20 protein-coding genes are annotated in these 23,948 nt (G+C 66.3%); 6 read left to right on the plus strand and 14 right to left on the minus strand.

Annotated elements, in window-relative coordinates; genetic code table 11:
• The first annotated feature begins 33 nt into the window (after positions 1 to 33).
• Both ACO06X_RS11285 and ACO06X_RS11290 read left to right on the plus strand, forming a co-directional pair.
• Positions 34 to 984 (plus strand): hypothetical protein, encoded by a 951-nt coding sequence (locus ACO06X_RS11285; RefSeq protein WP_421836378.1) that lies wholly within the window; start codon positions 34 to 36, stop codon positions 982 to 984.
• Between the two features lie 107 nt (positions 985 to 1,091).
• On the plus strand, positions 1,092 to 1,400 hold the full coding sequence (locus ACO06X_RS11290; protein ID WP_421836379.1) for a PilZ domain-containing protein: 309 nt from the start codon (positions 1,092 to 1,094) through the stop codon (positions 1,398 to 1,400).
• A 64-nt stretch (positions 1,401 to 1,464) separates the two neighbouring features.
• On the opposite strand, the gene ACO06X_RS11295 is transcribed toward ACO06X_RS11290, so the two are convergent.
• Genes ACO06X_RS11295 through ACO06X_RS11340 form a run of 10 tightly spaced genes read right to left on the minus strand, consistent with a single transcriptional unit; the run spans position 1,465 to position 9,683 of the window.
• On the minus strand, positions 1,465 to 2,784 hold the full coding sequence (locus ACO06X_RS11295; RefSeq protein WP_421836380.1) for an oxygenase MpaB family protein: 1,320 nt from the start codon (positions 2,782 to 2,784) through the stop codon (positions 1,465 to 1,467).
• A 5-nt stretch (positions 2,785 to 2,789) separates the two neighbouring features.
• The gene (locus ACO06X_RS11300) at positions 2,790 to 3,161 is read right to left on the minus strand and encodes a HesB/IscA family protein (RefSeq protein WP_421836381.1); all 372 of its coding nucleotides are present in this window, start codon (positions 3,159 to 3,161) and stop codon (positions 2,790 to 2,792) included.
• Between the two features lie 23 nt (positions 3,162 to 3,184).
• On the minus strand, positions 3,185 to 3,652 hold the full coding sequence (locus tag ACO06X_RS11305) for an SUF system Fe-S cluster assembly protein (protein WP_298172149.1): 468 nt from the start codon (positions 3,650 to 3,652) through the stop codon (positions 3,185 to 3,187).
• The gene (locus ACO06X_RS11310) at positions 3,649 to 4,860 is read right to left on the minus strand and encodes a cysteine desulfurase (RefSeq protein WP_421836382.1); all 1,212 of its coding nucleotides are present in this window, start codon (positions 4,858 to 4,860) and stop codon (positions 3,649 to 3,651) included. Before ACO06X_RS11310 ends, ACO06X_RS11305 begins: the two co-directional genes overlap by 4 nt.
• The gene (locus tag ACO06X_RS11315; protein WP_421836383.1) at positions 4,857 to 5,606 is read right to left on the minus strand and encodes a SufD family Fe-S cluster assembly protein; all 750 of its coding nucleotides are present in this window, start codon (positions 5,604 to 5,606) and stop codon (positions 4,857 to 4,859) included. Before ACO06X_RS11315 ends, ACO06X_RS11310 begins: the two co-directional genes overlap by 4 nt.
• Positions 5,599 to 5,985, minus strand: coding sequence for a hypothetical protein (locus tag ACO06X_RS11320; protein ID WP_421836384.1), 387 nt, complete (start codon positions 5,983 to 5,985; stop codon positions 5,599 to 5,601). The genes ACO06X_RS11315 and ACO06X_RS11320 overlap by 8 nt, the downstream gene beginning before the upstream one ends.
• On the minus strand, positions 5,982 to 6,725 hold the full coding sequence (gene sufC / locus ACO06X_RS11325) for a Fe-S cluster assembly ATPase SufC (protein WP_421836385.1): 744 nt from the start codon (positions 6,723 to 6,725) through the stop codon (positions 5,982 to 5,984). Before sufC ends, ACO06X_RS11320 begins: the two co-directional genes overlap by 4 nt.
• Positions 6,725 to 7,726 carry a GNAT family N-acetyltransferase gene (locus ACO06X_RS11330; protein ID WP_421836386.1) on the minus strand — a complete coding sequence of 334 codons (1,002 nt, stop codon included), beginning with the start codon at positions 7,724 to 7,726 and terminating at the stop codon, positions 6,725 to 6,727. The genes sufC and ACO06X_RS11330 overlap by 1 nt, the downstream gene beginning before the upstream one ends.
• An 8-nt stretch (positions 7,727 to 7,734) precedes the next feature.
• A complete protein-coding gene (gene sufB / locus ACO06X_RS11335) occupies positions 7,735 to 9,234 on the minus strand; it encodes a Fe-S cluster assembly protein SufB (protein ID WP_421836387.1) in 1,500 nt (499 codons plus the stop codon).
• Positions 9,231 to 9,683: an RrF2 family transcriptional regulator gene (locus ACO06X_RS11340; RefSeq protein WP_298172129.1), complete on the minus strand. Its 453-nt coding sequence runs from the start codon at positions 9,681 to 9,683 to the stop codon at positions 9,231 to 9,233. The genes sufB and ACO06X_RS11340 overlap by 4 nt, the downstream gene beginning before the upstream one ends.
• Before the next feature lie 442 nt (positions 9,684 to 10,125).
• Between ACO06X_RS11340 and ACO06X_RS11345 the strand changes: the two genes are divergently transcribed.
• The 3 genes from ACO06X_RS11345 to ACO06X_RS11355 all read left to right on the plus strand — a co-directional run bounded on the left by ACO06X_RS11345 (position 10,126) and on the right by ACO06X_RS11355 (position 14,873).
• Positions 10,126 to 11,157, plus strand: a complete 1,032-nt coding sequence (locus ACO06X_RS11345; protein ID WP_421836388.1) for a quinone-dependent dihydroorotate dehydrogenase — start codon at positions 10,126 to 10,128, stop codon at positions 11,155 to 11,157.
• 9 nt (positions 11,158 to 11,166) lie between these two features.
• Complete coding sequence (gene ggt, locus ACO06X_RS11350) at positions 11,167 to 12,924, plus strand: gamma-glutamyltransferase (protein WP_421836389.1); 1,758 nt, start codon at positions 11,167 to 11,169, stop codon at positions 12,922 to 12,924.
• Positions 12,925 to 13,031: 107 nt separating this feature from the next.
• On the plus strand, positions 13,032 to 14,873 hold the full coding sequence (locus ACO06X_RS11355; RefSeq protein WP_421836390.1) for an AMP-dependent synthetase/ligase: 1,842 nt from the start codon (positions 13,032 to 13,034) through the stop codon (positions 14,871 to 14,873).
• 69 nt (positions 14,874 to 14,942) lie between these two features.
• Here the strand turns inward: ACO06X_RS11355 and ACO06X_RS11360 are convergent, their stop codons facing one another.
• Positions 14,943 to 17,735, minus strand: a complete 2,793-nt coding sequence (locus tag ACO06X_RS11360) for a TonB-dependent receptor plug domain-containing protein (protein WP_421836391.1) — start codon at positions 17,733 to 17,735, stop codon at positions 14,943 to 14,945.
• A 490-nt stretch (positions 17,736 to 18,225) separates the two neighbouring features.
• On the opposite strand from ACO06X_RS11360, the gene ACO06X_RS11365 reads away from it, so the two are divergent.
• Positions 18,226 to 19,962 carry a DEAD/DEAH box helicase gene (locus tag ACO06X_RS11365; RefSeq protein ID WP_421836392.1) on the plus strand — a complete coding sequence of 579 codons (1,737 nt, stop codon included), beginning with the start codon at positions 18,226 to 18,228 and terminating at the stop codon, positions 19,960 to 19,962.
• Positions 19,963 to 20,032: 70 nt separating this feature from the next.
• Here ACO06X_RS11365 and ACO06X_RS11370 read toward each other — a convergent pair whose 3' ends face one another.
• The 3 genes from ACO06X_RS11370 to ACO06X_RS11380 all read right to left on the minus strand — a co-directional run bounded on the left by ACO06X_RS11370 (position 20,033) and on the right by ACO06X_RS11380 (position 23,879).
• Entirely contained in the window at positions 20,033 to 20,581 is a 549-nt protein-coding gene (locus tag ACO06X_RS11370) for a hypothetical protein (protein ID WP_421836393.1), read from the minus strand.
• Positions 20,582 to 20,752: 171 nt separating this feature from the next.
• The gene (gene trmB, locus ACO06X_RS11375) at positions 20,753 to 21,481 is read right to left on the minus strand and encodes a tRNA (guanine(46)-N(7))-methyltransferase TrmB (RefSeq protein ID WP_421836394.1); all 729 of its coding nucleotides are present in this window, start codon (positions 21,479 to 21,481) and stop codon (positions 20,753 to 20,755) included.
• Between the two features lie 55 nt (positions 21,482 to 21,536).
• A complete protein-coding gene (locus ACO06X_RS11380) occupies positions 21,537 to 23,879 on the minus strand; it encodes a TonB-dependent receptor (RefSeq protein ID WP_421836395.1) in 2,343 nt (780 codons plus the stop codon).
• Positions 23,880 to 23,948: the final 69 nt, after the last annotated feature.

The following is a 23,948-nucleotide window of genomic DNA, read 5'->3' on the forward strand; positions in this document are numbered from 1 at the left end:
CTCTGCACCACCAGACTAGCGGACGGACTGCCGATGACGATCAATTTCCCCGAGCTTGCTCGCCAGGCGGCTGCCGATGGCGTGATCACTGCCGATGAAGTGCTGGCGCTGCGCCGCGCCGCGTGGCCCGATGGCCGGATCGACCAGACCGAGGCCGAGGCCATTCTCGCGATCAACGATGTGGTTTCCGCCAAGAGCCCCGAATGGGTCGACTTCCTTGTCGAAGCGGTGGGCGAATACGTGCTCAATGGCACCGAACCGCGCGGCTATGTCGCCGATGCGACCGCCGATTGGCTGATCGCCCGGCTCGATCATGATGGCCGGCTCGATTCGGCAGCCGAACTCGAACTCCTCGTCCGCGTGCTCGAAAAGGCGCTCGGCACACCGGACCACCTCAAGGACTATGCGCTCGCCCAGATCGAGCGCGCCGTGCTCACCGGCGAAGGGCCGACCCGCGATGCCAGTATACTCGGGGGCGGCACGCTCAGTGCAGACTCGATCACCGAGGCCGAATGCAAGCTGCTGCGCCGCGTGATCTTCGCCAGCGGCGGCGACCGCCCGGCGGCGGTGAGCCAGCGCGAGGCCGAAATGCTGTTCCGCATCAAGGATGCCACGCTCGGCGCAGACAATACGCCCGAATGGCAGCGCCTGTTCGTGCAGGGCGTAGGCAATTACCTGCAAGGCTGGACCGGCGGCCGCGCGATCACCCGCGACCGCGCTGCCGAACTCGAAGGCTTCATGAACGACAGGTCGAGCAGCTTCGGATCGTTCTTCAGCCGCATGAGCCGGGTCGGCGCGAAGGATCTGCGCTCGGCGGCGCAGGAGCTGCTTGCGAACGCACCCGCGCGTGACTTTGCCGGCGAGGCGGGGGCAGAGGCAGCCCTCACTTCGCCCGAGCAATCCTGGCTGGATGGAAGGATCGGCGCGGACGGCCGGACCGACCCGCTGGAAGCGGCCCTGCTGGCGTTTCTTGCCGAGGGGTGAAGCCGCCCTTCACGTGAAATTAGCCATTGCCACAACAGGAAGCGTTTACCCGTGCTCCTGCATAAGGGCCCCATCGCAAGGGGATCTCTATGCACATTCCGGCCAGAATGCTGTCGCAAGACGTCGCGGTGGACAATCGCCGCGTGCAGCGTCAGCGCGGGGGCGATAGCGCCCCGGGGCGCGTGCAGCGGATCTTCGATATCTCGCGCTATGGCTGCCAGATCGAAAGCAACGACCTTGCCGATGGCGCGAGCGGCCAGTTCGTCGAGATCGATTTCGGCGGCGTCGTCACCCGCGCGATCATTCGCTGGTCAGACCGCGCGCGGCTCGGCGTCGAATTCGCACGGCCGCTGGGTTCGCGGCAGGTCGACGCGCTGCTGGCAGAGCCCGTGCCGATCCGGCTGCGGCGGCTATAGTTTGCTGGGTTGACGCGCAAGGCGGCGCCGGGCCGCTCTGTTTCGGCCACCCAGAGATAGCCGATCACGCTGCAGGCTTGTACTTCGCCGCATCGGTGGTGAATTCGGCATGCCCGAGGCTGCCGAGGTAGCCGCGCACTTTGCCGACCAGCCGCTGGTCCGCCAGGTGCCGCACCACCGGCGTCTTGGCCGCGACGCCATAGAGCCGCATCTGCCCCATCAGACCCACGCCGACCGCCGCCGCGCGCATCCTGTCTATGGCGCGGATCTTCACCCCGAAGCGCGCCGCCGCCTTCTCGCTGCCGTCGCAGAAGTTCTGCATGAAATAGACTTTGGCGAACGAGCGTTCGAGCCGCGCGCGCATCTGCCCTTGCGGGGTTGTCGTGTCGATCAGATCGGCTTCCATCGTTGCGCGCAGCAGGCCGCCGCAGGTTGCCTCATCAAACCCGGCGCGCAGCGAAAGCGCGCGGGCGTTCCACGCATCGACGATCCCTTGCGGCGTCTGCGCCAGCAGATCCTCCGGCAAGCCCAGCAGGAAACAGCGGTAGCGCGAAAGCTCGATCTGCGCGCGCTCTTCGGGAGTGAAATCGCTGCGGCCTTCCTTGAGCACCTTGGACGAAATGAGGAAGTCCGAGATCAGCCCCGCCGGCATCTGATCCACTTGCGGGATCGGAATGCCATAGACAGTCTGATCCCATTTGCCGTTCGACAGCACGTTGAAGCGCACCATCGAATGCATCAGCCGCACCATCGCCGCCGCCTTGAAACCGGGGCCGAAGCGGGCGAGCGCGCCGGGCAGCACCGAGGTGCCGAAGAAGGTCGCAGTTTCCTTGATCCGGCGTGCGGCGGTCTTGTTGGAAAGCGTGCCGGTCAGCGCCATGGGAAGCGCGGCGTACTTGTTCATGAAGGTGGCGATGAAAGCCCCGCGGATCGCCCAGGGCGCGACGTTGGCAAAGGCTACGCGCTGCAGCCGCGCGCCTTCCTCGACCATCGACATGTTCACCCACGCGGGCGTCGCTTCCATGGACCGGATGAACGTGACCAGTTCCGGCGGTGCGCCCTCAACTTTTTCAAGGCCTTTGTCGCAGGCCTCGACCAGCATATCGACCAGCCGCTTGAAGCCATATTCGGGCATCAACGCGGCATAGGGATCGGCCAGCACATCGCCCATCATCGTGTAGGCGCCCATGCGCTCCATCAGCGCGCGATCTTCGAGCAGCTTGGCCGCGACCTTGGGATAGGCGCGCAATTCACTGCCTGCGATGTTCCCATCGAGCAGCAAGCGCTCGGGATGAATCGCAAAATCGACCGCGCCATACATCGCCGGATTGTCGGTGCGCTGCGCGGCGATCCGCGCGCGCAGTTCGGCGATGGGTGTGGCCACTCCGGTCAGACCGTGAAGCTTTCCCCGCAGCCGCAGGAGCCCTTGGCATTGGGGTTCTGGAACACGAAGCCGGCGGTGAAATCATCCTCCTGCCAGTCCATCGTGCTGCCGATCAGATAGAGCACCGAGCCGCCGTCGATGAAGAAGGTGCCGCCCGGCGTCTCGATCCGCTCATCCATCGGATTGGCCGCTTCGACATAGTCCACCGAATAGGCAAGGCCCGAGCAGCCCCGGCGCGGGGTGGAAAGCTTCACGCCGATGGCCCCTTCCGGCGCGCTCGCCATCAGCTTGGCGATCCGCGCCTCGGCCGAGGGCGTGAGGATCACCGCAGCGGGGCGCTGGCGGACTTTGGGGCGGGCGGGGGCTTCGGTGGTCATGGCTTCACCTATATGGGGCTTGTTCAGAGCATACCAAGTTCAAGCTTGGCGTCATCGCTCATCTTCTGCGGGTCCCAGGCCGGTTCCCACACCAGATTGACCTCGGCGTCGCGCACGCCGGGCACCGCCTCCACGCGCAGCTCGACTTCTGCGGGCATCGATTCGGCCACCGGGCAATTCGGCGTGGTGAGCGTCATCGACACCACGACCGAGCCTTCGGGGCTGACATCGACCCCGTAGATCAGGCCGAGGTCATAGATGTTGACCGGAATCTCGGGGTCGAAGATCTCGCGCAGCGCGGCCACTACGCCCTCGTAGATATCGCCGCCCGGCTCGCCCGGCGCTGCATCTGCGGGCTTTTCCGAAAGGAAGCCCTCCAGATAGTCGCGCTTGCGCTCAAGCTTCTCAGCGGGGGTCTCCACAGCCTCCTCCACCCGCGCACGGCGCGGCGGTTCTACGCCTTCGACTTCCTCGATCTCGATCCGGTTCATCCGAATATCCTTAGGGTCCGCTCGATGCCGCGCACCAGCGCCGCGACATCGCTTTCATCACTGTAAATCCCGAAACTCGCGCGCGCCGTTGCCGGCACGCCCAAGTGCTCCATCAGCGGCTGCGCGCAGTGATGCCCTGCGCGGATCGCCACGTTCTCCTCGTCGAGGATCGTGCCGAGATCGTGCGGGTGCACACCTTCGAGCGCGAAGCTGACGATCCCGGCGCTATCCTGCGGCCCGAACAGGCGTACGGCATTCAGGCGCCCCAGTTCGGTGCGCGCCAGCGCCACCAGCCGCGCCTCGTGCGCGTGGATCACGTCCAGCCCAGTGCCGGTCAGGAAATCCACCGCCGCGCCAAAGGCAATCGCCTCGACAATCGCCGGGGTCCCCGCCTCGAAGCGCTGCGGTGCTGGCGCCCATGTCGTCTGCGCAAAGGTCACGCGGTCGATCATAGAACCACCGCCCTGCCACGGCGGCATCGCCGAAAGGATATCCGCCTTCGCCCAGAGCGCGCCGATCCCGGTCGGCCCATAGAGTTTGTGCGCGGAGAACACGTAGAAATCGCAGCCGAGCGCCGCGACATCGACCGGCAACCGCGCCGCGGACTGGCAGCCATCGAGCAGGATCTTTGCGCCGACGCCGTGCGCCAGCGCCACCGCGCGCGGCGCATCGAGCACCGAGCCGAGCACGTTGGAAACATGCGCGAAGGCCACCAGCTTGTGCGCCGGGGTCAGCATCCGCTCCGCCGCATCGAGATCGATGTGGCCGTCCTCGGTCAGCGGGCAGACGTCGATTTCAAGGCCGGTCCGTTCGCGGATCAGCTGCCACGGCACGATGTTCGAATGGTGCTCCAGCTGCGAGAGCAGCACGCGGTCGCCCGGTTTGAGGTTGGACACGCCCCACGACTGCGCGACCAGATTGATCGCCTCGGTCGCCCCGCGCGTGAAGACCAGCTCTTCCTCGCGCCCGCCGATCAGCGCCGCCACGGTGCGCCGCGCCGCTTCATAGGCCAGCGTCATGTCTGCCGAGCGGGTATAGACCCCGCGGTGGACCGTTGCGTAGTCCGTACCCATCGCTTGGCTCATGGCGTCGATAACGCTCCGCGGCTTCTGCGCGGTGGCGGCGGTATCGAGGTAGTGCCAGCGCTTGCCCTCCCCGTTCAGCAGGCCTGGCCATTCGTCGAGGCGGGCGAGAGTATCCGTACTCACAGCAAGTTCTCCAGCCCGGCCAGCGCCGCCTCGGTCAGCGCCTCGGCATCGGGCGCACCGACGAAGGCTTCGGCGATGAAGGCGTGGAGCATGAGCTTCTTGGCCTCGGCTGGCGGCAGCCCGCGCGATTGCAGGTAGAACAGGCCTTGCGGATCCAGTTCACCCACCGCGCAGCCATGCGCGCACTTCACGTCGTCAGCGTAGATTTCAAGTTCGGGCCGCGCATTGGCGGTCGCCGTGCGCTCCAGCAGCATCGCCCGGATCGACTGCTCGCCATCGGTGCCGATTGCGCCGCGCGCGACATGGACCTTGCCGAGATACGTGCCGGTTGCCTGCCCGCCGAGCACCGAACGCACGACCTGCCGGCTCACCGCATCGGGCTGCAGATGCCGCACCTCGGTGACGATCTCCAAGGTCTGCGCCCCGCCGCCAAGCTGCGCCGCGCCGAAGTGGAACGATGCGCCCTTGCCGAGCACGGCGGTGACGGCGATGCGGCCATAGGCATGGCCAGCGTTCAGTACGCGCAGGTCGAAGCTCGCTCCATCTTCCAGCGTGATCAGAAGTTCGCGCGCCTCGGCGCTGTCGGAGCGCGCGGTGATTGCCAGCGCCTCGCTCTGCCCGGCGGCGACGCGGATTTCCTGCACGGCCAGCGGCCACAGCGGTGCCAGCGCGGCCAGATCGGCATAGCGGTAGGCTTCATCCCTCTTCGTGGGCAGAGGGCGAGTAGGGAGCGCCAGACTAGCCATTGGACGTCTCGCAGCGCACCATCGGAATGGGGCTTTCCGAAACCTTGGCACCGCTGCGCTCCAGCACGTGCAGCACCAGCATCCGGCCATCGGGGCTCAGCACATAGTCCGCCGTCAGCGAAACGCCAAAATCGTCATCGCCTTCGCGCACCAGGACATGCCGTTCGCCCAGCGTCTCGACCGCCTTGATCACGCCCCAATAATCACCCTCGGTGTTCATCGATGCGGTCACGATGCGGCGCGCATACTTGTCGCCGCACAGCGCCCCGGAAGGCGCCCACTCGCCGAGAAACGCCGCTGGCATCGCAGGGGCCGGGGCAGCGGGCGCGGCAGGCTCCGCCGCCTGCGCAGCCGCTGCAAGGGCAAGCAGCAGGCTCATGCCGCCACCGCCTCATAGCCATGCTCTTCGAGTTCAAGCGCCAGTTCCGCCCCGCCCGACTTCACGATCCGCCCGCCCGCGAGCACGTGGACGAAGTCTGGCTTCACGTAATCGAGCAGGCGCTGGTAGTGCGTGATCAGCAGCACCGCCTTGTCGGGCTTCCTCATGATCGCGTTGATGCCCTCGCCGCAGATGCGCAGCGCATCGATATCGAGGCCCGAATCGGTCTCGTCCAGAATTGCCAGCTTGGGCGCGAGGATGCCCATCTGCACCATCTCGGCGCGCTTCTTCTCGCCGCCCGAAAATCCGACGTTCACCGGGCGCTTGAGCATGTCCATGTCAAACCGCAGCAGGCCCGCCTGCTCCTTGGCGAGCTTGATGAAGGCGGCGCCGGAAAGCGGCTCAAGCCCATGCACCTTGCGCTGCGCATTGAGCGCCTCGCGCAGGAACTGCAGGTTGGAAACGCCGGGGATCTCGACCGGATACTGGAAGCCGAGGAACAGCCCGGCCGCCGCACGCTCATGCGGCTCAAGCGCGAGCAGGTCCTGCCCGTCAAACTCCACCGAGCCGCCGGTCACTGCATAACCGGGCCTACCGCCCAGCGTGTAGCCCAGCGTCGATTTGCCCGCGCCGTTGGGGCCCATGATGGCATGGATTTCTCCCGCGTTGATGCTGAGCGAAAGCCCCTTGAGGATCGGCTTTTCGGCAACGGTGGCGGAAAGGTTGTCAATCTTGAGCATCAGTAGTTCCGGGGTGAGCGCGGCGCGGCGCGCCTGGGGGCAGATCGGCTGGAATTTGGCCGCTTGGCGCGGCGTTCGGAATGGCTGGCGCGCATCGCATCGGAAATGCGCTGCGCAGCGGCGGTGGGATCGGCGAGCACATCGGAAGCGGCAATGCGCACCACCCGGTAGCCCACTTCGGTCAGGCTCTTGTCGCGCGCGGCGGTGAAAGCCGCATCGGCATCGCCATCGATTTCGACCACCAGCATCAATTGCTTGCAGGCGAAATCGACGATTGCCGAGCCGATCACCGCCTGCTGCTTGAAGCTGTAGCCGCCGGTCTCGACGCGGGTGAGCGCATCGGCCAGCGCTTCCTGCGCCGGGCCGGGGTTGCGGCGCATCTCCCGCGCACGCTCATGCAACACATCGAGCCGCGATTCCGAAATCGCCCAGCCGCGCCCCTTCTTCTGCAAGGTCGGCGCATCGTCCCCGCCGAAACGCACCGAAAGCTTGCGCTTGGCCGGGGCTTCTGCTGCCAGCACGAACCGCTTGTGCACGCGGTCCATCGGCGTCCCGTCCTGGAGCGGCACGCCCGGCGTCACGCCATGATCGACGAAGCCCTGCTTGGTGTAGAACGCGAGGCCGCCAGCATTGTCGCCGCGGATCGTCGCGTTGATCGCGCTGAGACCCAGTTCAGCCGCGCGCTGGGCAGTCGCCGCAAACAGCGCCGAACCGATCCCGCGCTGCGTGCCGCCAATTCGCGCGAAAGTGCCGATATCGCCAACATCCTCGGGCAGGCCGGGATAGCGCCCCAGCGTCTGGAAGCCGAGCAAGGTGCCGTCCTCATCCTCCGCCACGAAGCAGCAGTGGACGTTGGGCCCGGTCAGATAGGCCGCATCCAGCGCCTCAGGCGTGAAGGGTTCCTGCAGCGCGGTCGTCCCGCCCGCGGCGATCACCGCGTTGAGCAGCTCGGCGAGTTCGGCGGCATCATCGGCTGCCACGGGGCGCACGGTAAGGGTCATCGCATCACTCACCCGACCGACCCCTCAAGCGAAATTCCCAGCAGCTTCTGCGCCTCTACCGCGAATTCCATCGGCAGCTGTTGCAGCACTTCGCGCGCAAAACCGTTCACGATCAGCGCGATGGCATCTTCCTGCGCGAGGCCGCGCTGCATCGCATAGAACAGCTGGTCATCGGAAATCTTGCTCGTGGTCGCTTCGTGTTCGATCGTCGCACTCGGATTGCGCACCTCGATATAGGGCACCGTATGCGCGCCGCACTCAGCGCCCAGCAGCAGCGAGTCGCACTGGGTGAAGTTGCGCACGCCCTCGGCTTGCGGGGCCACGCGCACGAGGCCGCGATAGGTGTTGTTCGATTTGCCCGCGCTGATCCCCTTGCTGACGATGGTCGAGCGGGTGTTCTTGCCGTTGTGGATCATCTTGGTGCCAGTATCGGCCTGCTGGTGGTTGTTGGTCACCGCCACCGAATAGAACTCGCCGACCGAGCCTTCGCCGTTGAGCACGCAACTGGGGTACTTCCATGTCACCGCAGAACCGGTTTCGACCTGCGTCCAGCTAACCTTGCTCCGCGCGCCCTGGCACAGCGCGCGCTTGGTCACGAAGTTGTAGATACCGCCCTTGCCATCCGCATCGCCGGGATACCAGTTCTGCACGGTCGAATACTTGATCTCGGCATCGTCGAGCGCAACGAGTTCGACCACCGCCGCGTGCAGCTGGTTCTCGTCGCGCTGCGGGGCGGTGCAGCCTTCGAGGTACGAGACATAGGACCCCTTGTCGGCCACGATCAGCGTGCGCTCGAACTGGCCGGTGTTCTCCGCATTGATGCGGAAATAGGTCGAAAGCTCCATCGGGCAGCGCACGCCCTCCGGGATGTAGACGAAAGTGCCATCCGAAAAGACCGCGCAATTGAGCGCCGCAAAGTAGTTGTCCTGCATCGGCACGACGCGGCCCAGCCACTTGCGCACGTGCTCCGGGTATTCGCGAATCGCCTCGCTGATCGAGCGAAAGATCACGCCCGCCGCTTCAAGCTCCTTGCGGAACGTGGTCGCCACCGAAACGCTGTCGAACACCGCATCGACCGCGACTTTGCGCGCGCCTTCGACGCCCGCGAGCACTTTCTGCTCCTCAAGCGGAATGCCGAGCTTCTCATAGATGCGCAGGATTTCCGGATCGACCTCGTCAAGGCTGCCGAGCTTCGGCTTGGCCTTGGGCGCTGCCCAGTAATAGGCTGCCTGGTAATCGATCGGCGGGATATTGAGCTTGGCCCATTCCGGCGTCGGCATCGTCAGCCAGTGGCGATAGGCCTTGAGCCGCCACTCCAGCATCCACTCCGGCTCGTCCTTCTTGGCCGAAATATAGCGCACCGTGTCTTCGGAAAGACCCTTGGGGCCATATTCCTGCTCGATGTCCGATGACCAGCCATGCTCGTAATCGGCAACGCGCGCCGCTGCATCACGCGCGGCCTGGTCCCGTACTTCAACGCCCATCTCGATGCCCGTTCCCTCACTCATGCCGGTGCTCCTGCCTGAGCCACTTTTGGCACCGGGCGCGTCAGTTGCGTCAGCGGCACGCCCGCGAGTGCCCCGCGCAGCGCGGCATCGACCTGCGGCCAGTGCGGGCGCACGGTGCAATCGGCTTCCAGCGTGCAATCATGGCGGCCATGCACGCTGCACGGCGCCAGCGCGATCGGACCTTCGACCGCCTCGACAATATCGGCCAGCGAAATCGCCGCCGCCGGCCGCGCCAGCTTGAGCCCGCCACCCAGCCCGCGCGACGATTTGAGCAGTCCGGCTGCGGCAAGCTTGCTCACCAGCTTCTGCACCGTCGGCACAGGCAGCCCGGTCTCGTCGGCCAGCTGCTGCGCCGAAACCCGCGCTTCGCCTGCGCCATGGCGCCCGCAATGACGCGCGGCGGCGGTCATCGTCACCACGGCATAGTCGGCCATGCTTGAAAGTCGCATTGCGGCTGTTCCCGGTATAATTCGATCCGATGTGAAATCGGACTGATATGCTCCGGTTATCTAGGCGATGGACGGCCCCAGCGCAAGCCGTGCGCCATGCCCGAAAATGTCAGGTGTGCGGGTGACCGTTCAGGTTCAGCGGGATGAGGGCGACAGACGAAAAAAAGGCGGCCGTGCCAGGGCACGAGCCGCCATGAAGTCGAGAACTCGAATGCATTTCTGCACCGAGCCCTTCGGGTCGCACATTTCGATTAGGACACTGCAACCCATAAGAATTGTACGGATTCGACAAAATCGGTGGCACACATGCCACAGCCGAACGAATTCAATGCTTACCAGGCGGTTAACCGATAAATTGGTTGTAATTGCAGCTTGGCGTGCTCGCGCGGGGCGGCAATAGAACGCAGCATCCCGTCAACGGGCCGGAGGGAAACGCCCAAGCATGCTCTACTCGATTTGCCGCCCCCTGCTGTTCCGCATTCCCGCCGAGACTGCCCATCGCCTCACGATCGCCGCCCTCTCCGCCGCGCCGCGTGCGGGCCGCGCCGCGCCGCAGCCATTGCTGTGCCAGCGAGTCGCAGGCCTCGTCTTTCCCAACCCGGTGGGCATCGCCGCCGGGTTCGACAAGAACGGCGAAGTGCCGGACGCGCTGCTCGGCCTGGGTTTCGGCTTTGTCGAGGCGGGAACGGTCACCCCGCGCCCGCAAGAGGGCAACCCCAAGCCGCGCCTCTTCCGCCTTGTCGAGGACAACGCGGTGATCAACCGCATGGGCTTCAACAACGCGGGCTCGCAGGTGGTGGCGGCACGTCTCGCCGCCCGGCAGAATCGGTCCGGGGTCGTCGGTGCCAATATCGGGGCCAACAAGGATTCGACGGACCGCATCGCCGATTATGCGGCAATGACCCGGATCATGGCGCCGCTTGCCAGCTACCTCACCGTCAACATCAGTTCGCCCAATACGCCGGGCCTCCGCGCGCTGCAGGATCCCGCCGCGCTGGCAGAACTGCTCGATGCCGTGATCGAAGCGCGCGGCGCCTTGCCGACCAAGCTGTTCCTGAAACTCGCCCCCGATCTCACCAGCACCGATATCGATGCCATCTGCAAGATCGCAATCGACAAACGGCTCGACGCGCTGATCGTGAGCAACACGACGATCACCCGCCCTTCGCTGCGCTCGCCGCTTGCGGGAGAGACCGGCGGCCTCTCGGGCGAGCCGCTGCGCCCGCTGGCATTGCAGGTGCTGCGCAATTTCCGCTCTGCCACCGGCGGCACCCTTCCGCTGATCGGCGTGGGCGGCATCGCCAGCGTGGACGATGCCTGGGCACGAATCTGCGCCGGGGCGAGCCTGATCCAGATCTACAGCGCGCTGGTCTATGAAGGACCGGGCCTCGTGCGGCGGATCGTCGATGGCCTCGCCAAGCGCGTGAGCGCCGCAGGCATGAGCAGCATTGCCGAGGCCGTCGGCAGCGCATAACGCTACACCATGGCTTTCCGTTTCGTCCGCTCGCTTGCGCCCGCCGCGCTGTTCGTTCTCGCCCAGGCCTGCGCGCCGCTGCCCAACGCGGCCCGGCCCGCCAACGCGCCTGCACCCACTGCATCGCTCGCCGCGGAGGAGATGGGCGTCGTCACCGCCGCCGATCCGCGCGCTGCGGCAGCAGGGGCAGAAATGCTGCGCCTTGGCGGATCGGCCACCGATGCCGCCATAGCCGTCATGCTCGCGCTCACCGTGGTCGAGCCGCAGAGCTCCGGCATCGGCGGCGGCGGCTTTCTCGTGACTGCCGACGCGGCTGGCACGGTCGAAAGCTTTGACGGGCGCGAGATGGCGCCTGCTGCCGCGACGCCGAACTGGTTCACTGTCGATGGCAAAGTGCTGAGCCACAGCGACGCCGTTCCCGGCGGGCGCAGCGTCGGGGTTCCGGGGAACTTGCGCCTTGCCGCCACGGTGCATGCCCGCAGTGGCAAGCTCCCTTGGCGCGTGCTGTTCGGCCCGGCGATCCGGCTCGCAGGCGATGGCTTCGCGATCACGCCGCGCCTTGCCAGCACGCTGGCCCTGGCGCCCGATATTGCCGGGCTCGATCCCGCCGGGCGCGCCCTGTTCTTCGGGGCGGACGGGGCACCGCTCCCTGTCGGCACCGTGGTGCGCAACCCTGCACTCGCCGCCACGTTCGAAAAGATCGCCGCGCTCGGGGCGGACAGCTTCTATCTGGGCGGCAATGCCAAGGCGGTCGCCGCCAAGGTCGGCACAAGCCCCCGCAACCCCGCACCGATGTCCACCGCCGATCTGGCGGGTTACAAGGCGAAGCGGCGCGATCCCGTCTGCGGCCGCTACCGTGTGTGGCGGGTGTGCAGCATGGGCCCGCCCTCGGCCGGCGGCGTGACCGTGCTGCAGACGCTGGGCATGCTCGAACGCTTCGATCTCAAGGCCATGGGCCCCGCCTCGCCCACGGCGTGGCACCTGATAGCCGAGGCGGAGCGGCTCGCCTTCGCCGACCGCGACACCTGGCTTGCCGATCCCGATTTCGTCCCGGTGCCGACCGCTGGGCTGATCGACCCTACCTATGTCGCCGCGCGCTCGGCGCTGATTTCGGATAGCGCGACGATGGCCGATGTGGCCCCCGGCAAACCCGCCGGCGCGAGCGACCGCTTCGCCATGGCCGGCCCCATCCCCGAGAACGGCACAACGCACTTCGCCGCTGTCGATCGCTGGGGCAATGCCGCGAGTTACACTTCCACCGTCGAAAGCGCCTTCGGTTCGGGCCTCGTGGTCGGCGGCTACTACCTCAACAACGAACTGACCGACTTCAACCTCGCCCCCGACCGCAATGGCAAGCCCACCGCCAACCGCGTCGAAGGCGGCAAGCGCCCGCGCAGCTCGATGAGCCCGGTCGTGGTCTATGGCCCCGATGGCCACCTGCGCCTGATCGCGGGCGCGGCGGGCGGCTACACCATCCCGCCGCAGGTGATCCGCGTGATCATCGGCACGCTCGACTGGAACCTCTCCGCCCGCGAGGCCATCGCTCAGGGCATCGTGATGCCCGCCCCCGGTGTGCTCGCGGTAGAATCCGGCACGCCGCTTGCCGCAATGGTCCCGGCGCTTCAGGCACTCGGCCACACCAAGGTCGTCGCGGTGCCGCTGCGCCTCAAGGCCAATGCGATCGAATGGGTGCCCGGCGAGAACGGCAAGTGCCACTGGGTCGGCGCTGCTGATCCCAGAAGCGAAGGCGCGACCGCCTCGCCCTGAACCATATCCACAGGGCTGCTTGCCCTTCCGCAACGGCACTCCTAGTTTCCGGGCCAAACAAAAGGCCCGCCCGCGCGGGCACCAATGGGCCAGGGGATCGTCATACCGTGCAGCTTTCCGATTTTGCGTCCTATCCCAATCTCGTCGCCATGTTCCTCGATCGGGCGGAGTTCTTCGGGGATCGTCCGTTCCTCTGGGCCAAGCGCGGCGGCAGCTGGACTTCGCTGAGCTGGCGCGAGGCGGCGGATCAGGTCTGCTGTCTTGCGGAATCGCTGCGCAGCCTTGGCCTCGATCCGGGCGACCGGGTGGTGCTCGTCTCGGAAAACCGCCCCGAATGGTGCATCGCCGATCTCGCGATCATGGCTGCCGGGCTCGTCACCGTGCCCGCCTATGTCACCAACACCGAGCGTGACCACGCCCATGTGCTCGAAAACTCGGGTGCGCGCGCGGTCATCGTCTCCAATGCCAAGCTGGCGCAACCGCTGCTCACCGCCTGCCTCAGCGCATCGCAAGTGGCGCACATCATCGGCATGGAGCCGCTGCGCCGCATGCAGTCCGAACGCATCGGCTTCCACGATTGGTCGGCGCTCATCGGCGGCGATGCCGTCTCCGCGCGCCTTTCGGTGGCGGCGCGCGTGGCCGCGATCAGCCGCAGCGAAACCGCCTGCATCATCTACACCAGCGGCACCGGCGGCGCCCCGCGCGGTGTGTGCCAGCACCACGGCGCGATCCTGTGCAATGTCGATGGTGCGGCGCACATCCTCGCCGAAGACCTGGGCTGGGATCCCACCGGCAAGGAAACCGAAGCGTTCCTCTCGTTCCTGCCCCTGAGCCACGCCTACGAACACACCGGCGGCCAGTACCTCCCCATCGGCATGGGCGCGCAGATCTACTATGCGGAAGGGCTGGAAAAGCTCGCCAGCAATATCGAGGAGACGCGCCCCACGCTGATGGTCGTCGTCCCGCGCCTGTTCGAAGTGCTGCGTGCGCGGATCATGAAGCAGGTCGAAAAGCAGGGCAAACTGCCCAACTATCTGATGGCCCGCGCCCTCGCGATCGGCGCGCGCAAGGCCGAAGGCGCCAATGTGCTGCGCCGCCTGATCGATGCGCCGATGGATTTCTTCATCGAACGCACCTTGCGCCCCAAGATCCGCCAGCGCTTCGGCGGCCGGATCAAGGCCATGGTTTCGGGCGGCGCGCCGCTCAATCCCGATGTCGGCCTGTTCTTCGATGCCATGGGCCTCACCATGCTGCAAGGCTACGGCCAGACCGAATCCGGTCCGGTGATCAGCTGCAACCGGCCCAAGGTCGGCCTCGCGATGGACACCGTTGGCCCGCCGATGCGCGGGGTCGAGGTGAAGATCGCCGATGATGGCGAGATCCTCGTGCGCGGCGAACTCGTGATGCACGGCTACTGGCACAACGATGCCGAGACGCTGCGCGCGATCCCGCAAGACGGGCCGCAGGCGGGCTGGCTGCACACCGGCGATATCGGCCACTTCGATGCAAAGGGCCGCATCAAGATCACCGACCGCAAGAAGGACATGATCGTCAACGACAAGGGCGACAACGTCTCGCCCCAGCGGATCGAGGGCATGCTCACGCTTCAGCCGGAGATCGGGCAGGCGATGGTCTCCGGCGACAAGCGGCCCTACATCGTCGGCCTGATCGTGCCCGATGCCGAATGGGCCATGGAATGGGCCCGTGCGCAGGGCGAGAAATACGACATGGCCGCGCTGTCGAACCTCCCCGCCTTCCGCACCGCGATCCGCGCGGCGGTGGACCGGGTGAACAAGGACCTCTCGGTGATCGAAAAGGTCCGCCAGATCGCGCTGGCGGATGAGCCCTTCACCATCGACAACGAGGAAATGACCCCCTCGATGAAGATCCGTCGCCACAAGATCAAGGCACGCTACGGCGCGCGGATCGACGCGCTGTACAAGGGGTGAGCAGCAATGGAAAACGCCGGGCTGCATGGGCAACCCGGCGCTTCCAGCCAAGCAAATTGGCCTTGACGCTTACATCCGGTAGGTCAGCCGCAGATAGCCAAACTGTCCCGGCACGTCATACGTGGTCGGATCGTAGTTGTTCAAGCTGCAGCTGAAGCACGCCGGCGGATCGACATCGAACAGATTGTTGACGCCCGCAGTGATCGCGAAGCGGCTGTCGAGGAACTTCGGCCGCACGATCAACTGGATGTCGGTGTAGAACCGCGAGGCGAGCTTCTTGCTGGTGTCCTGGATTTCGGTCACGCCACTGATGTAGCGTCCGGTCAGCGTCGCCGTGACTGGGCCCAACGTGTAATCGGCAACACCCGTCATCTTGAACCGCGGATAAGCCTGATCGGGGCTGCCGCGCTCGAAGCCCTGATAGGCGGTGGAGGTTACGCCGGAGGTTGCCGGCACACCTTCGACATAGCGGAACAGGTAGTTGGCATTGATCGCCAGACCACCCTTGTTTGCCCGCGCTGTCAGCGTGGCATCGAGCCCCTTGGTGCTGATCGTGCCGGTGTTGAGCAGCACGCCGTTGATCGACGAGATGAAGCCGCTCGGCGTACGCTTGACCGCGCTGCAGCTCAGCGCATCGCCCGAAAGCGCGCACCTGTTCAGCAGCACATCGGCACCGATCGAGCCGATCGCGCCCTTCACCCGCACGTCATAGTAGTTGAGCTCGAGGCTCACCTGGCGGTTGAGGAAGGCAGGCGCATAGACCGCCCCGAACAGTATGGTGCGCGAGGTTTCCGGCTGCAGGTTGGGGTTGCCGCCGGTCAGGACCGGGAGCTGGCCGCCTTGCGGTTCCTTGTAGCTGCCATTCGCGGGTACGCCATTGGCCGTGCAGTTCGCCCGCACCGTTGCCGAGCTTTGATAGAGCGAGCCGGCCACGTTGGTGCAGGGATCCGAAAGCGGCTGATCGAAGCGCGAGCGTGCGCCATAGAGTTCGCCGATGCTCGGTGCGCGCAGGCTCTGGCCATAGGAGCCCCGCAGCAGCAGATCAGCGACCGGCTTCCACTGCGCGCTGCCGGTCAGCGTGGTATTGCCGCCGAAAGTCGAATAATCGGAGTACCGCGCAGCGCCGCTCAGTTCGAGTAGCTGGAAGAACGGCCGATCCTTGAGCAGCGGCAGGCGCAATTCGCCGTAGACTTCATTGACGGTGAAGCTGCCACGCGCGGCTTGCGCCGGGATATCCGCACCAAGCCCGGCCTGGATCACCGGATCGGGATCGAAGCTACCGGTCTGCTTGCGGCGTTCCGCACCCAGCGCGATGCCGACCGGGCCTCCGGGCAGATCGAACAGTTCGCCGGAAATGTTCGCCTGAAAATCCTGAAGCTGCTGGCTGCTGCGCGCATGTTCGTCAAAGCCGACGAACTTGAGCATGTCAGGCGTGACCGAGCCGGCCCCGCCGAAGATGTTGAAGGGCACGCAGGATCCGGTGCACTGCGCCAACGGCCCGAGGGCCTGGGCCAGCTTCGCGGCGTTCACGTTGCCGGTGAACAGCTGCTTTGCGCTGTTCGTCCCGAACACTGCGTTGACGTCCCAGTACCAGTTATGCCCGAACAGGGCGAAGCGACCATCGAGCGTACCGGTGACGCTGAACGTATCGACATTCTGCGTGTAAGTGCGCTGACCGGCTTCGACCAGTCGGCGGGCGATGAAGGAGTAGTTCGACGAATCGAGCGTGACCCCGAATGGATTGTACGGGTTGGTCGCATCGATCTTGATCGTGTCGAGAAGGTTGCCGTTACCCGCATCCGGCCCGACGAAGAGCGGCAGGAACGCGGCCTGGTTCTGCGATTTGCGATGGTTGTAGACCAGCTTGAGCTTTAGGCTGACCGCATCGCTGAACTCGGCATGAGCGTTCACGAAACCGCCGTAGCGTTCGCTTGGCGTCTGGAAATAGTTGTAAGGCGCAAAGTTGAAGCGGTCCGCCGATGTGAACGCCTTGTAATCGCCGGTCGCCAAAGTCGGATCATAGACCGGCTTGCCACTCGTAACCGGCCCGCGCAGGGTCAGATTCTGGCCAAGCACGAGGAAGCGGCCAAGCGGGGTTGCGCTGCTGCAGCCGCCGATCGGATCGGAGCATGCCGTTTGCCCGGGATTGGGAAACTGCGAGATCGACCGGTTGCGCGCGCTGACCGAATCCTGCTTGGTATAGTTCGCCCCGAAGACGATATGGACCCCGTCTTTGCCGGTGCCGTAGCTCGCCTGATAGCTCTGCGTGCCGCCATCGCCCTTGCCGAGAAACTCGCCGTACTGTGCCGAGAGCTTGAGGCCGTCCTGCTTCGACTTGGTGATGATGTTCACCACACCCGCGATTGCGTCCGAGCCATAGAGCGGAGATGCACCCGATTGCAGCACTTCGATCCGGTCGATCATGCCTTCGGGAATCGAATTGAGGTCGACCGAGTTGGGGATGCCACTGGCCGAGGCACCGCTGACATAGCGCAGCCCGTCCACCAGAACGAGCGTGCGCTTGGCGCCGAGGTAGCGCAGATCGATTGTCGCCGAACCGGCACCGACGCCGCCGCCATCGGGCGGATTGCCGAGGTTGCCGCTGTTGTTGAAGCGGGTGTTGAGACCGCCCGCCGAGCTTGGCAGCCGCTGCAGGATATCGGCAACCGAGGAAAGCCCGGTACGGGCAATCGCCGTGTTATCCAGCGTGATAACCGGCGATGCCTGATCAAGAGGATCGCGGCGGATGCGCGAACCTGTCACGATGATTTCTTCTGCGGGTGCGGTGGCAGCGCCGGCATCGCTCGCCGGATCAGCCTGCGCCATGGCCGGCACCGCCGAAACGCCAATTGCAATAGCCAATCCTGCCGCGCTGCAGCGCAAAGTCCAATTCGCAATCTTCATTCTAATTCCCCTGTCAAAGCCCTGCAATCGCAAGTCGCAACAGCGATTTGAGCGTGTCAAAGTGTTAACGCTGGGCCATGACAATGCAATCGCGCTCTCAGGGGGACGAAAATAATTGCCACACTATGGCAAAATGGCATCATTAACTGCATAGTTAGCCTCATTAACTGAACTACGCGCTTTCCCTTATATCCCGGCCATCCACTTGATCTTGCCTCTTGAGAGAAACCGCGTTCTGACGATCACGCCTCGAACGTATCGATCCGCCTTACGGAAGCCGCCGTTGACCCATTCGGCGCGGTGTGGCAGCCCCAATCCCGGCCTGCCTGCAATCAACACAAGCCAAACCGCTCCGATTGGTCTATGGGGCGCGCATCTTCCGGCGTGGAGGCGGTGCGTTCTGGCCGCCAACGCATGTCCGGGCACACGTCCTTCCCCCGAAAGCCCTATGCCCTTTTCCAAACTCCCCCCCGCCCTCGGCGCCGCCGTGGCAGCACGCGGCTATGCCGCACCCACGCCGGTGCAAGCCGCCGTCCTCGAAGCCGAAGCCGAGGGGCGTGACCTTGTTGTCTCCGCGCAGACCGGCTCGGGCAAGACCGTCGCTTTCGGTCTCGCCATGGCCGCGCAGCTGCTCGCCAGTGAAGACCGCATGGGCCCCGCCGGCGCGCCGCTCGCGCTAGTGATTGCCCCCACCCGCGAACTCGCGCTGCAGGTCAGCCGCGAGCTGGAGTGGCTCTACGAACAGACCGGCGCGCGCATCGCCACCTGCGTCGGCGGCATGGACGCCTCGCGCGAACGCCGCGCACTGGGTTATGGCACGCACATCGTCGTCGGCACCCCGGGCCGCCTGCGCGATCATCTTGAACGCGGCGCGCTGCAACTCTCCGCGCTGCGCGTGGCGGTGCTCGACGAGGCCGACGAAATGCTCGACATGGGCTTTCGCGAAGACCTCGAGGCGATCCTCGACGCCACGCCGCAGGAGCGCCGCACGATGCTGTTTTCAGCAACGATGCCCGCGCCCATCGTCGCGCTCGCCCGCCGTTACCAGCACAATGCACTGCGCATTTCCACGGTCACCGAGGAACGCGGCCACGGCGATATCGATTACCAAGCGATGGCCGTCGCCCCCGCCGATATCGAGAACGCGGTCGTCAACCTGCTGCGCTTCCACGAAGCGGAAACCGCGATGCTGTTTTGCGCCACGCGCGACAATGTGCGCCGCCTGCATGCCAGCCTGACCGAGCGCGGCTTTGCCGTCGTCGCGCTTTCGGGCGAGCACAGCCAGAGCGAGCGCAACCACGCGCTGCAGGCCCTGCGCGATCGCCGCGCGCGCGTTTGTGTTGCCACCGATGTCGCCGCGCGCGGGATCGATCTGCCGTCCTTGAGCCTCGTCGTGCATGTCGAGATTCCGCGCGATGCCGAAACGCTGCAGCACCGCTCGGGCCGCACCGGACGCGCGGGCAAGAAGGGCACCGCCGTGCTGATCGTGCCCTATCCGCGCCGCAAGCGGGTGGAAGCCATGCTGCGCGGCGCGCGCATTCCGGCGCAGTGGGTGCCAGCGCCTTCCGCCGCCGATATCCGCGCGGCCGATAATGACCGGATGATGGCCGCGCTCCTCGCGCCGGTCGAGGCGAGCGAAGAAGACCGTGCGCTCGCGACCCGGCTCCTCGCCGAACGCAGCGCTGAAGATATCGCCGCCGCGCTCGTGCAGGTTCACCGCGCCCGCCTGCCCGAGCCCGAGGACATGATGAGCGCGGGCGATGCCGGCCCGCCCGCGCAGCGCGAGCCGCGCCCCGGCTTCGAGCAGAGCACCTGGATGCGGCTCAACTTCGGGCGCGACCAGAACGCCGATCCGCGCTGGATCCTACCGCTGCTCTGCCGCCGCGGCCATGTCAGCCGCAGCGAGATCGGCGCGATCCGTATCACTGCGCAGGAAACGATGTTCGAAGTGCCGACCGCGATCGCCGCCCGCTTCATGGACGCCGTGCGCCGCACCGCCGAGGAAGCCGACGAGTTCGAAATCGGGCCGATGGACGGTGCCCCGCGCGAGGAAGCGCGCAAGCATCGCCGCGAAGGCAAGCCGAACCACGCGCCCAAGCCCTATCGCCAGGCCGGCCGCCCCGAAGCGCCGAAGAAGCCGCACCGCAAGGGCACATGGCGCGCGAAGCCCGACCGGGCGAAGTAACAGCGAAGAGGCAGACAACTAACTTCGTCATTGCAAACGTAGTGATGCAATGACGAAGGGACGGTCAGCCTCAGGCGGCTTCTTCCATTTCGACATAGTCCGGGAAGAACCGCGGCGCGCACATCGACCAGGCAGGCGCGGTCGCGGCAGCTTCGCTGATCGACTGGAGCAGTTCCTTGCGGCGATCCGGACGGATGTGCGGCAGGGCGGCGGCGCCGCAGAACGCGCCCGGCAGCCAAGGGCGCACTTCGGCGCCGAGAAGGCGTTCGTAGAGGAAGCGATAGGCCGAGAAGCATTCGATTCGGCCCTGCGCAAGATCGAACGTGGTAACACGCAGCAGCGGGCCCATCACGGTTTCAAGGTCCTCGAGACCTGTGCCCTCGCCGGATTCGACTTCACTTTTCAGCAGGCTGCGCAGCAGCTTGAGGTCCTGGTAGATCACGTACTGGGTGCGGATCGAAGCCGATTCGGCAGGTCCGCGCGCCCAGCGCCGGAATGCGTCGTGGCGGGCGAGTCCGACATCGAGGCTGCGCCGAATATAACGCTGCTCGCACGGCGAAAATCCGGCAAACTCCCGCATCTCGGTCAGAATGGTCTGCGCTGTCCTCGTCGTGGCCATGAGCCCCTCGCTTCGCTTTTCCGGCCGGACAATCCCGTTCCTGTCCGGCGTATGGGCAGATGGTAAGCTTCCTTGGTTAGGAAGAGATTAATTGGTTAATGCGCTGCGTGCCGGGTGATCCCGGGCAAGGCATTGCAAGACATCGCAGGGTGCGAGCCGGCCAGCGCGCCGTCAGCGGCGGCGGTAGCGGAAGTACCACACCTCGTGCCCCTGCGCGCGGGCCTTGGCCTCGTAGCGGGTCTCGGGCCAGCCGCCGGGGCGGGTCTGGAAATCGCGTGGGCTTTGCGCCAGCCATTCGAACTGGTCGGTATGGCCGCGCATGATCATCAACGCATGGCGCAGATAGACCGGATGATCGGTTCCGAAGCGGAATTCGCCGCCCGGCTTCAGCTTGCGCGCGATGAGGTCCACCGGCCCGTCGTTCATCATCCGGCGCTTGGCGTGGCGCGCTTTGGGCCAGGGATCGGGGTGGAGCAGATAGACGAACGAGAGCGCGCCATCGGGCACCCGCGCCAGCACTTCCAGCGCATCGCCGTGGTGGATGCGCACGTTGCGGATCGGCATGCCAGCGGCGCTGCCATCAGACCCGCGCCCGCCATCGACGTGGACCAGCGCCTGCGCCACGCCGTTGAGGAAAGGCTCGGCACCGATGAAACCATGATCGGGCAGCATGTCCGCCCGCCCCGCCATGTGCTCGCCGCCGCCGAAGCCGATCTCGAAATGCAGCGGGCGCGCGTCGCCGAACAACGCCTCCGCCGTGACCGGCCCTTCATCAGGCACCGCGATCTGCGGCAGCAGCGTATCGATCAGGGCCTGCTGGCCCGCACGCAGGGGCTTGCCCTTGGCGCGGCCATAGAGACGGTTGATGGTGAGCGGATCGCCCGGCTTGTGCGCGGTCATGGTGCGCGCCTGTGGCAGCGAGGCCCCAAATGGTCAATGCGCATGATCGGGCCGCTCAGAACCCGCGCCTGATCCCGATCGTCCAGCGGCGCGGCGCACCCGGGCCGAGGAAGCGCGGCGAGGAAGCCCCCGGCGCTTCGGCGAGTGGAACCGAGCCGATCTCGCCAAAGGTGCCGAACGTGGCGTGCGCGCGGTCAAACAGGTTGCGCACTTCACCGAACAGCACGACATCGCGCAGGAGTTCGATCCCTGCGCGCACATCCACCAGTACATAGCCCGGCACCAGCGGGGCGCGGTTCGCTTCGTCGCCCAGCAAAACTTGCCCGGACCGCGCTGAAAGCGTGCCGCCGAGGCTGAAACGCCGCCCTGCGCCAGCCTTTCCGGCTCCCATCTTCCCGGCATAGTCCAGATTGAGATTGGCGCTGTGGCGCGGCACGCCGGGCAGCCGGTCGCCGGGCCGCACCGTGATCGCCCCGTCCGCTTCGGCGTCCGGATTGCCGTGGCTGGCGATCCGCACCAGCGAGCGGTTGGTGGCATCGGTGAAGGCATAAGTTGCGCCCACCCTGAACCCGCCGCGCTGTGCCGTCAGCGAGAGCTCGACGCCCTGCCGCCGCGCGTCACCAAGGTTCTGGAAATAGGCCCGCCCGCGCACGCCCGAGGCGATGCGGCGGATCTCGTCGCGGCTGTCCGCGCGGTAGACCGAGGCGAGCCATGTCAGCCGCCAACCGCCCGCCGCGCCCTTGCCCGATGCGCCCAGCTCCCACGTCCGCGCCACGACCTGCCGCAGCGGCGGATCGGCGACGAAGAAGTTGGCGAGGCTGCATGGCGCTTCGGGATCGGCGCAGGAAAGCTCCGCCGGGGTGGGCGCGCGGTTCGTCTCGGCATAGCCTGCGCGCAGCGAGAGGCCGGGGGCAGCGTCCCAGTCGAGCTCGAACCCGGGGTTCAGCCGGGTGAAGAAGTGCCGCCCATCGAGCGCCGTTCCCAGCTGGTCGTCGAGCCGGATCGCCGCGTAATTGTAGCGAAGCCCCGCCTCGAGCCGCAGGCGCGGCCCCAGCGGCAGCGTCTCCGCCGCGAAAAAACCGGCGTAGAGGTTGCGGGTCACGACCGAGACCGGCGCAATCGCGTTGTCATCCTGCGCGATCACCGGGCCAGCCGCCTGCACGCCGCGCGTCGCATCGAGCGTGCCGAGCGCGGTCGTCGCGGCAAAGGCGCTGCGCCCGTAATCAAGGCTGGTGCCGAGCGTCAGCACATTGCTGCCCCCCAGCAGCGGCCGCCGGTCGGTGATCTGCGCCAGCATGCCAAAGGCGCGCGAATGCAGCTCGCCGCGATTGAGCACGGCATAAGTGGGATCGCCCGCCAGCGCACCGATCGGACGGCCAAGCCGATCGGTGAGGACTTCGGCCTCCTCCTCACCCTCGTCCTCGGTTTCGAGGCAGAGCAGACCCGGTTCATCCTCGCAGGGTTCGATATCGGCGGCATCGCCATTCAGCGCGCGGCTGGTCTGCCACTGCGCATAGACGGCCGCCTGCAGCCGCGTGGTGGGCGCGAGATCGGCCCAGGGGTGGAGGCTGACGCGGGTGAAGCGGTTCTCGGTGCGGTCGGGATGGGTGAACACCGCCGCGCGCCGCACGGCGAGCAGATCCTCGGGCGAGGCGCCATTGCCGCTGAGGCCGGTGCTTGCCACGATCAGCTTGGCGTGGAGCCCGGCAGCCACGCCATCATAGCCGAGATCGGCATAGCCGCTGGCCAGGCGCGAGCTGCTGAAATCGCGCCAACCCTTCTCGCCGCGCGATTGCACGGCGGCAAACACGCTCCACCGGCCCGCCGCGCCCCCTGCTGCGAGGCTTGCGTCATGCGCACCATAAGCGCCGAGCGAGGCGCTGCCAGTCACGCCGGGCGCACTGCGCCCGGTCGCGGTTTCGAGCACCAGCGCGCCGCCGAGCGCATTGAGGCCGTAGACCGGGCTCGAATCGACCAATTCGACGTCACGCAGCGCCGCATCGGGCAGGAGATCGAGCGACACGGTATCGCCGAACGGCAGGTTGAACCGGGCACCGTCGAGGTATGCCGCCAGACCCTGCGACTGGCCCTGCGCGCCCGACGCGGTCTGACCGCGATAGACCAGCACCGGCTGCCAGGGGTTGCCCTGCGCATCCTGCAGGGTGACACCGGGCAGCTGGCGCGTGAGCGCGCCGATGAGATCGGGGCGTCCGCTGCGGACCAGGTCTTCGCGCGAAAGGCCCAGCGCGTCGTCGCTGTCCACCCCGGCACCGGGCGCGGTAACGAGGATGGACTGCTCCGCTGCTTCCTGCGCGCGCGCTGCATCCGGCAGGCCCCAGACCAGCAGGCCAGCAACAGCAGAGCATCCGGCAAGATATGCGGTGAGGGACCCTCTCATCAAGAAGGCGTGGTATTCGCTCCCGGTGCGCCAGACAAGAAATTTGGGATGGACGCCCGGCGGGGCATG

This window comes from Novosphingobium sp. (assembly GCF_965229225.1).
GTDB lineage: Bacteria > Pseudomonadota > Alphaproteobacteria > Sphingomonadales > Sphingomonadaceae > Novosphingobium.

Coding starts and splice junctions, on each gene's coding strand:
- ACO06X_RS11285 (WP_421836378.1), top strand. CDS start 34: ATGACGATCAATTTCCCCGAGCTTGCTCGCCAGGCGGCTGCCGATGGC.
- ACO06X_RS11290 (WP_421836379.1), top strand. CDS start 1,092: ATGCTGTCGCAAGACGTCGCGGTGGACAATCGCCGCGTGCAGCGTCAG.
- ACO06X_RS11300 (WP_421836381.1), bottom strand. CDS start 3,161: ATGACCACCGAAGCCCCCGCCCGCCCCAAAGTCCGCCAGCGCCCCGCT.
- ACO06X_RS11305 (WP_298172149.1), bottom strand. CDS start 3,652: ATGAACCGGATCGAGATCGAGGAAGTCGAAGGCGTAGAACCGCCGCGC.
- ACO06X_RS11315 (WP_421836383.1), bottom strand. CDS start 5,606: ATGGCTAGTCTGGCGCTCCCTACTCGCCCTCTGCCCACGAAGAGGGAT.
- ACO06X_RS11320 (WP_421836384.1), bottom strand. CDS start 5,985: ATGAGCCTGCTGCTTGCCCTTGCAGCGGCTGCGCAGGCGGCGGAGCCT.
- sufC (WP_421836385.1), bottom strand. CDS start 6,725: ATGCTCAAGATTGACAACCTTTCCGCCACCGTTGCCGAAAAGCCGATC.
- ACO06X_RS11330 (WP_421836386.1), bottom strand. CDS start 7,726: ATGACCCTTACCGTGCGCCCCGTGGCAGCCGATGATGCCGCCGAACTC.
- sufB (WP_421836387.1), bottom strand. CDS start 9,234: ATGAGTGAGGGAACGGGCATCGAGATGGGCGTTGAAGTACGGGACCAG.
- ACO06X_RS11340 (WP_298172129.1), bottom strand. CDS start 9,683: ATGCGACTTTCAAGCATGGCCGACTATGCCGTGGTGACGATGACCGCC.
- ACO06X_RS11345 (WP_421836388.1), top strand. CDS start 10,126: ATGCTCTACTCGATTTGCCGCCCCCTGCTGTTCCGCATTCCCGCCGAG.
- ggt (WP_421836389.1), top strand. CDS start 11,167: ATGGCTTTCCGTTTCGTCCGCTCGCTTGCGCCCGCCGCGCTGTTCGTT.
- ACO06X_RS11365 (WP_421836392.1), top strand. CDS start 18,226: ATGCCCTTTTCCAAACTCCCCCCCGCCCTCGGCGCCGCCGTGGCAGCA.
- ACO06X_RS11370 (WP_421836393.1), bottom strand. CDS start 20,581: ATGGCCACGACGAGGACAGCGCAGACCATTCTGACCGAGATGCGGGAG.
- trmB (WP_421836394.1), bottom strand. CDS start 21,481: ATGACCGCGCACAAGCCGGGCGATCCGCTCACCATCAACCGTCTCTAT.
- ACO06X_RS11380 (WP_421836395.1), bottom strand. CDS start 23,879: ATGAGAGGGTCCCTCACCGCATATCTTGCCGGATGCTCTGCTGTTGCT.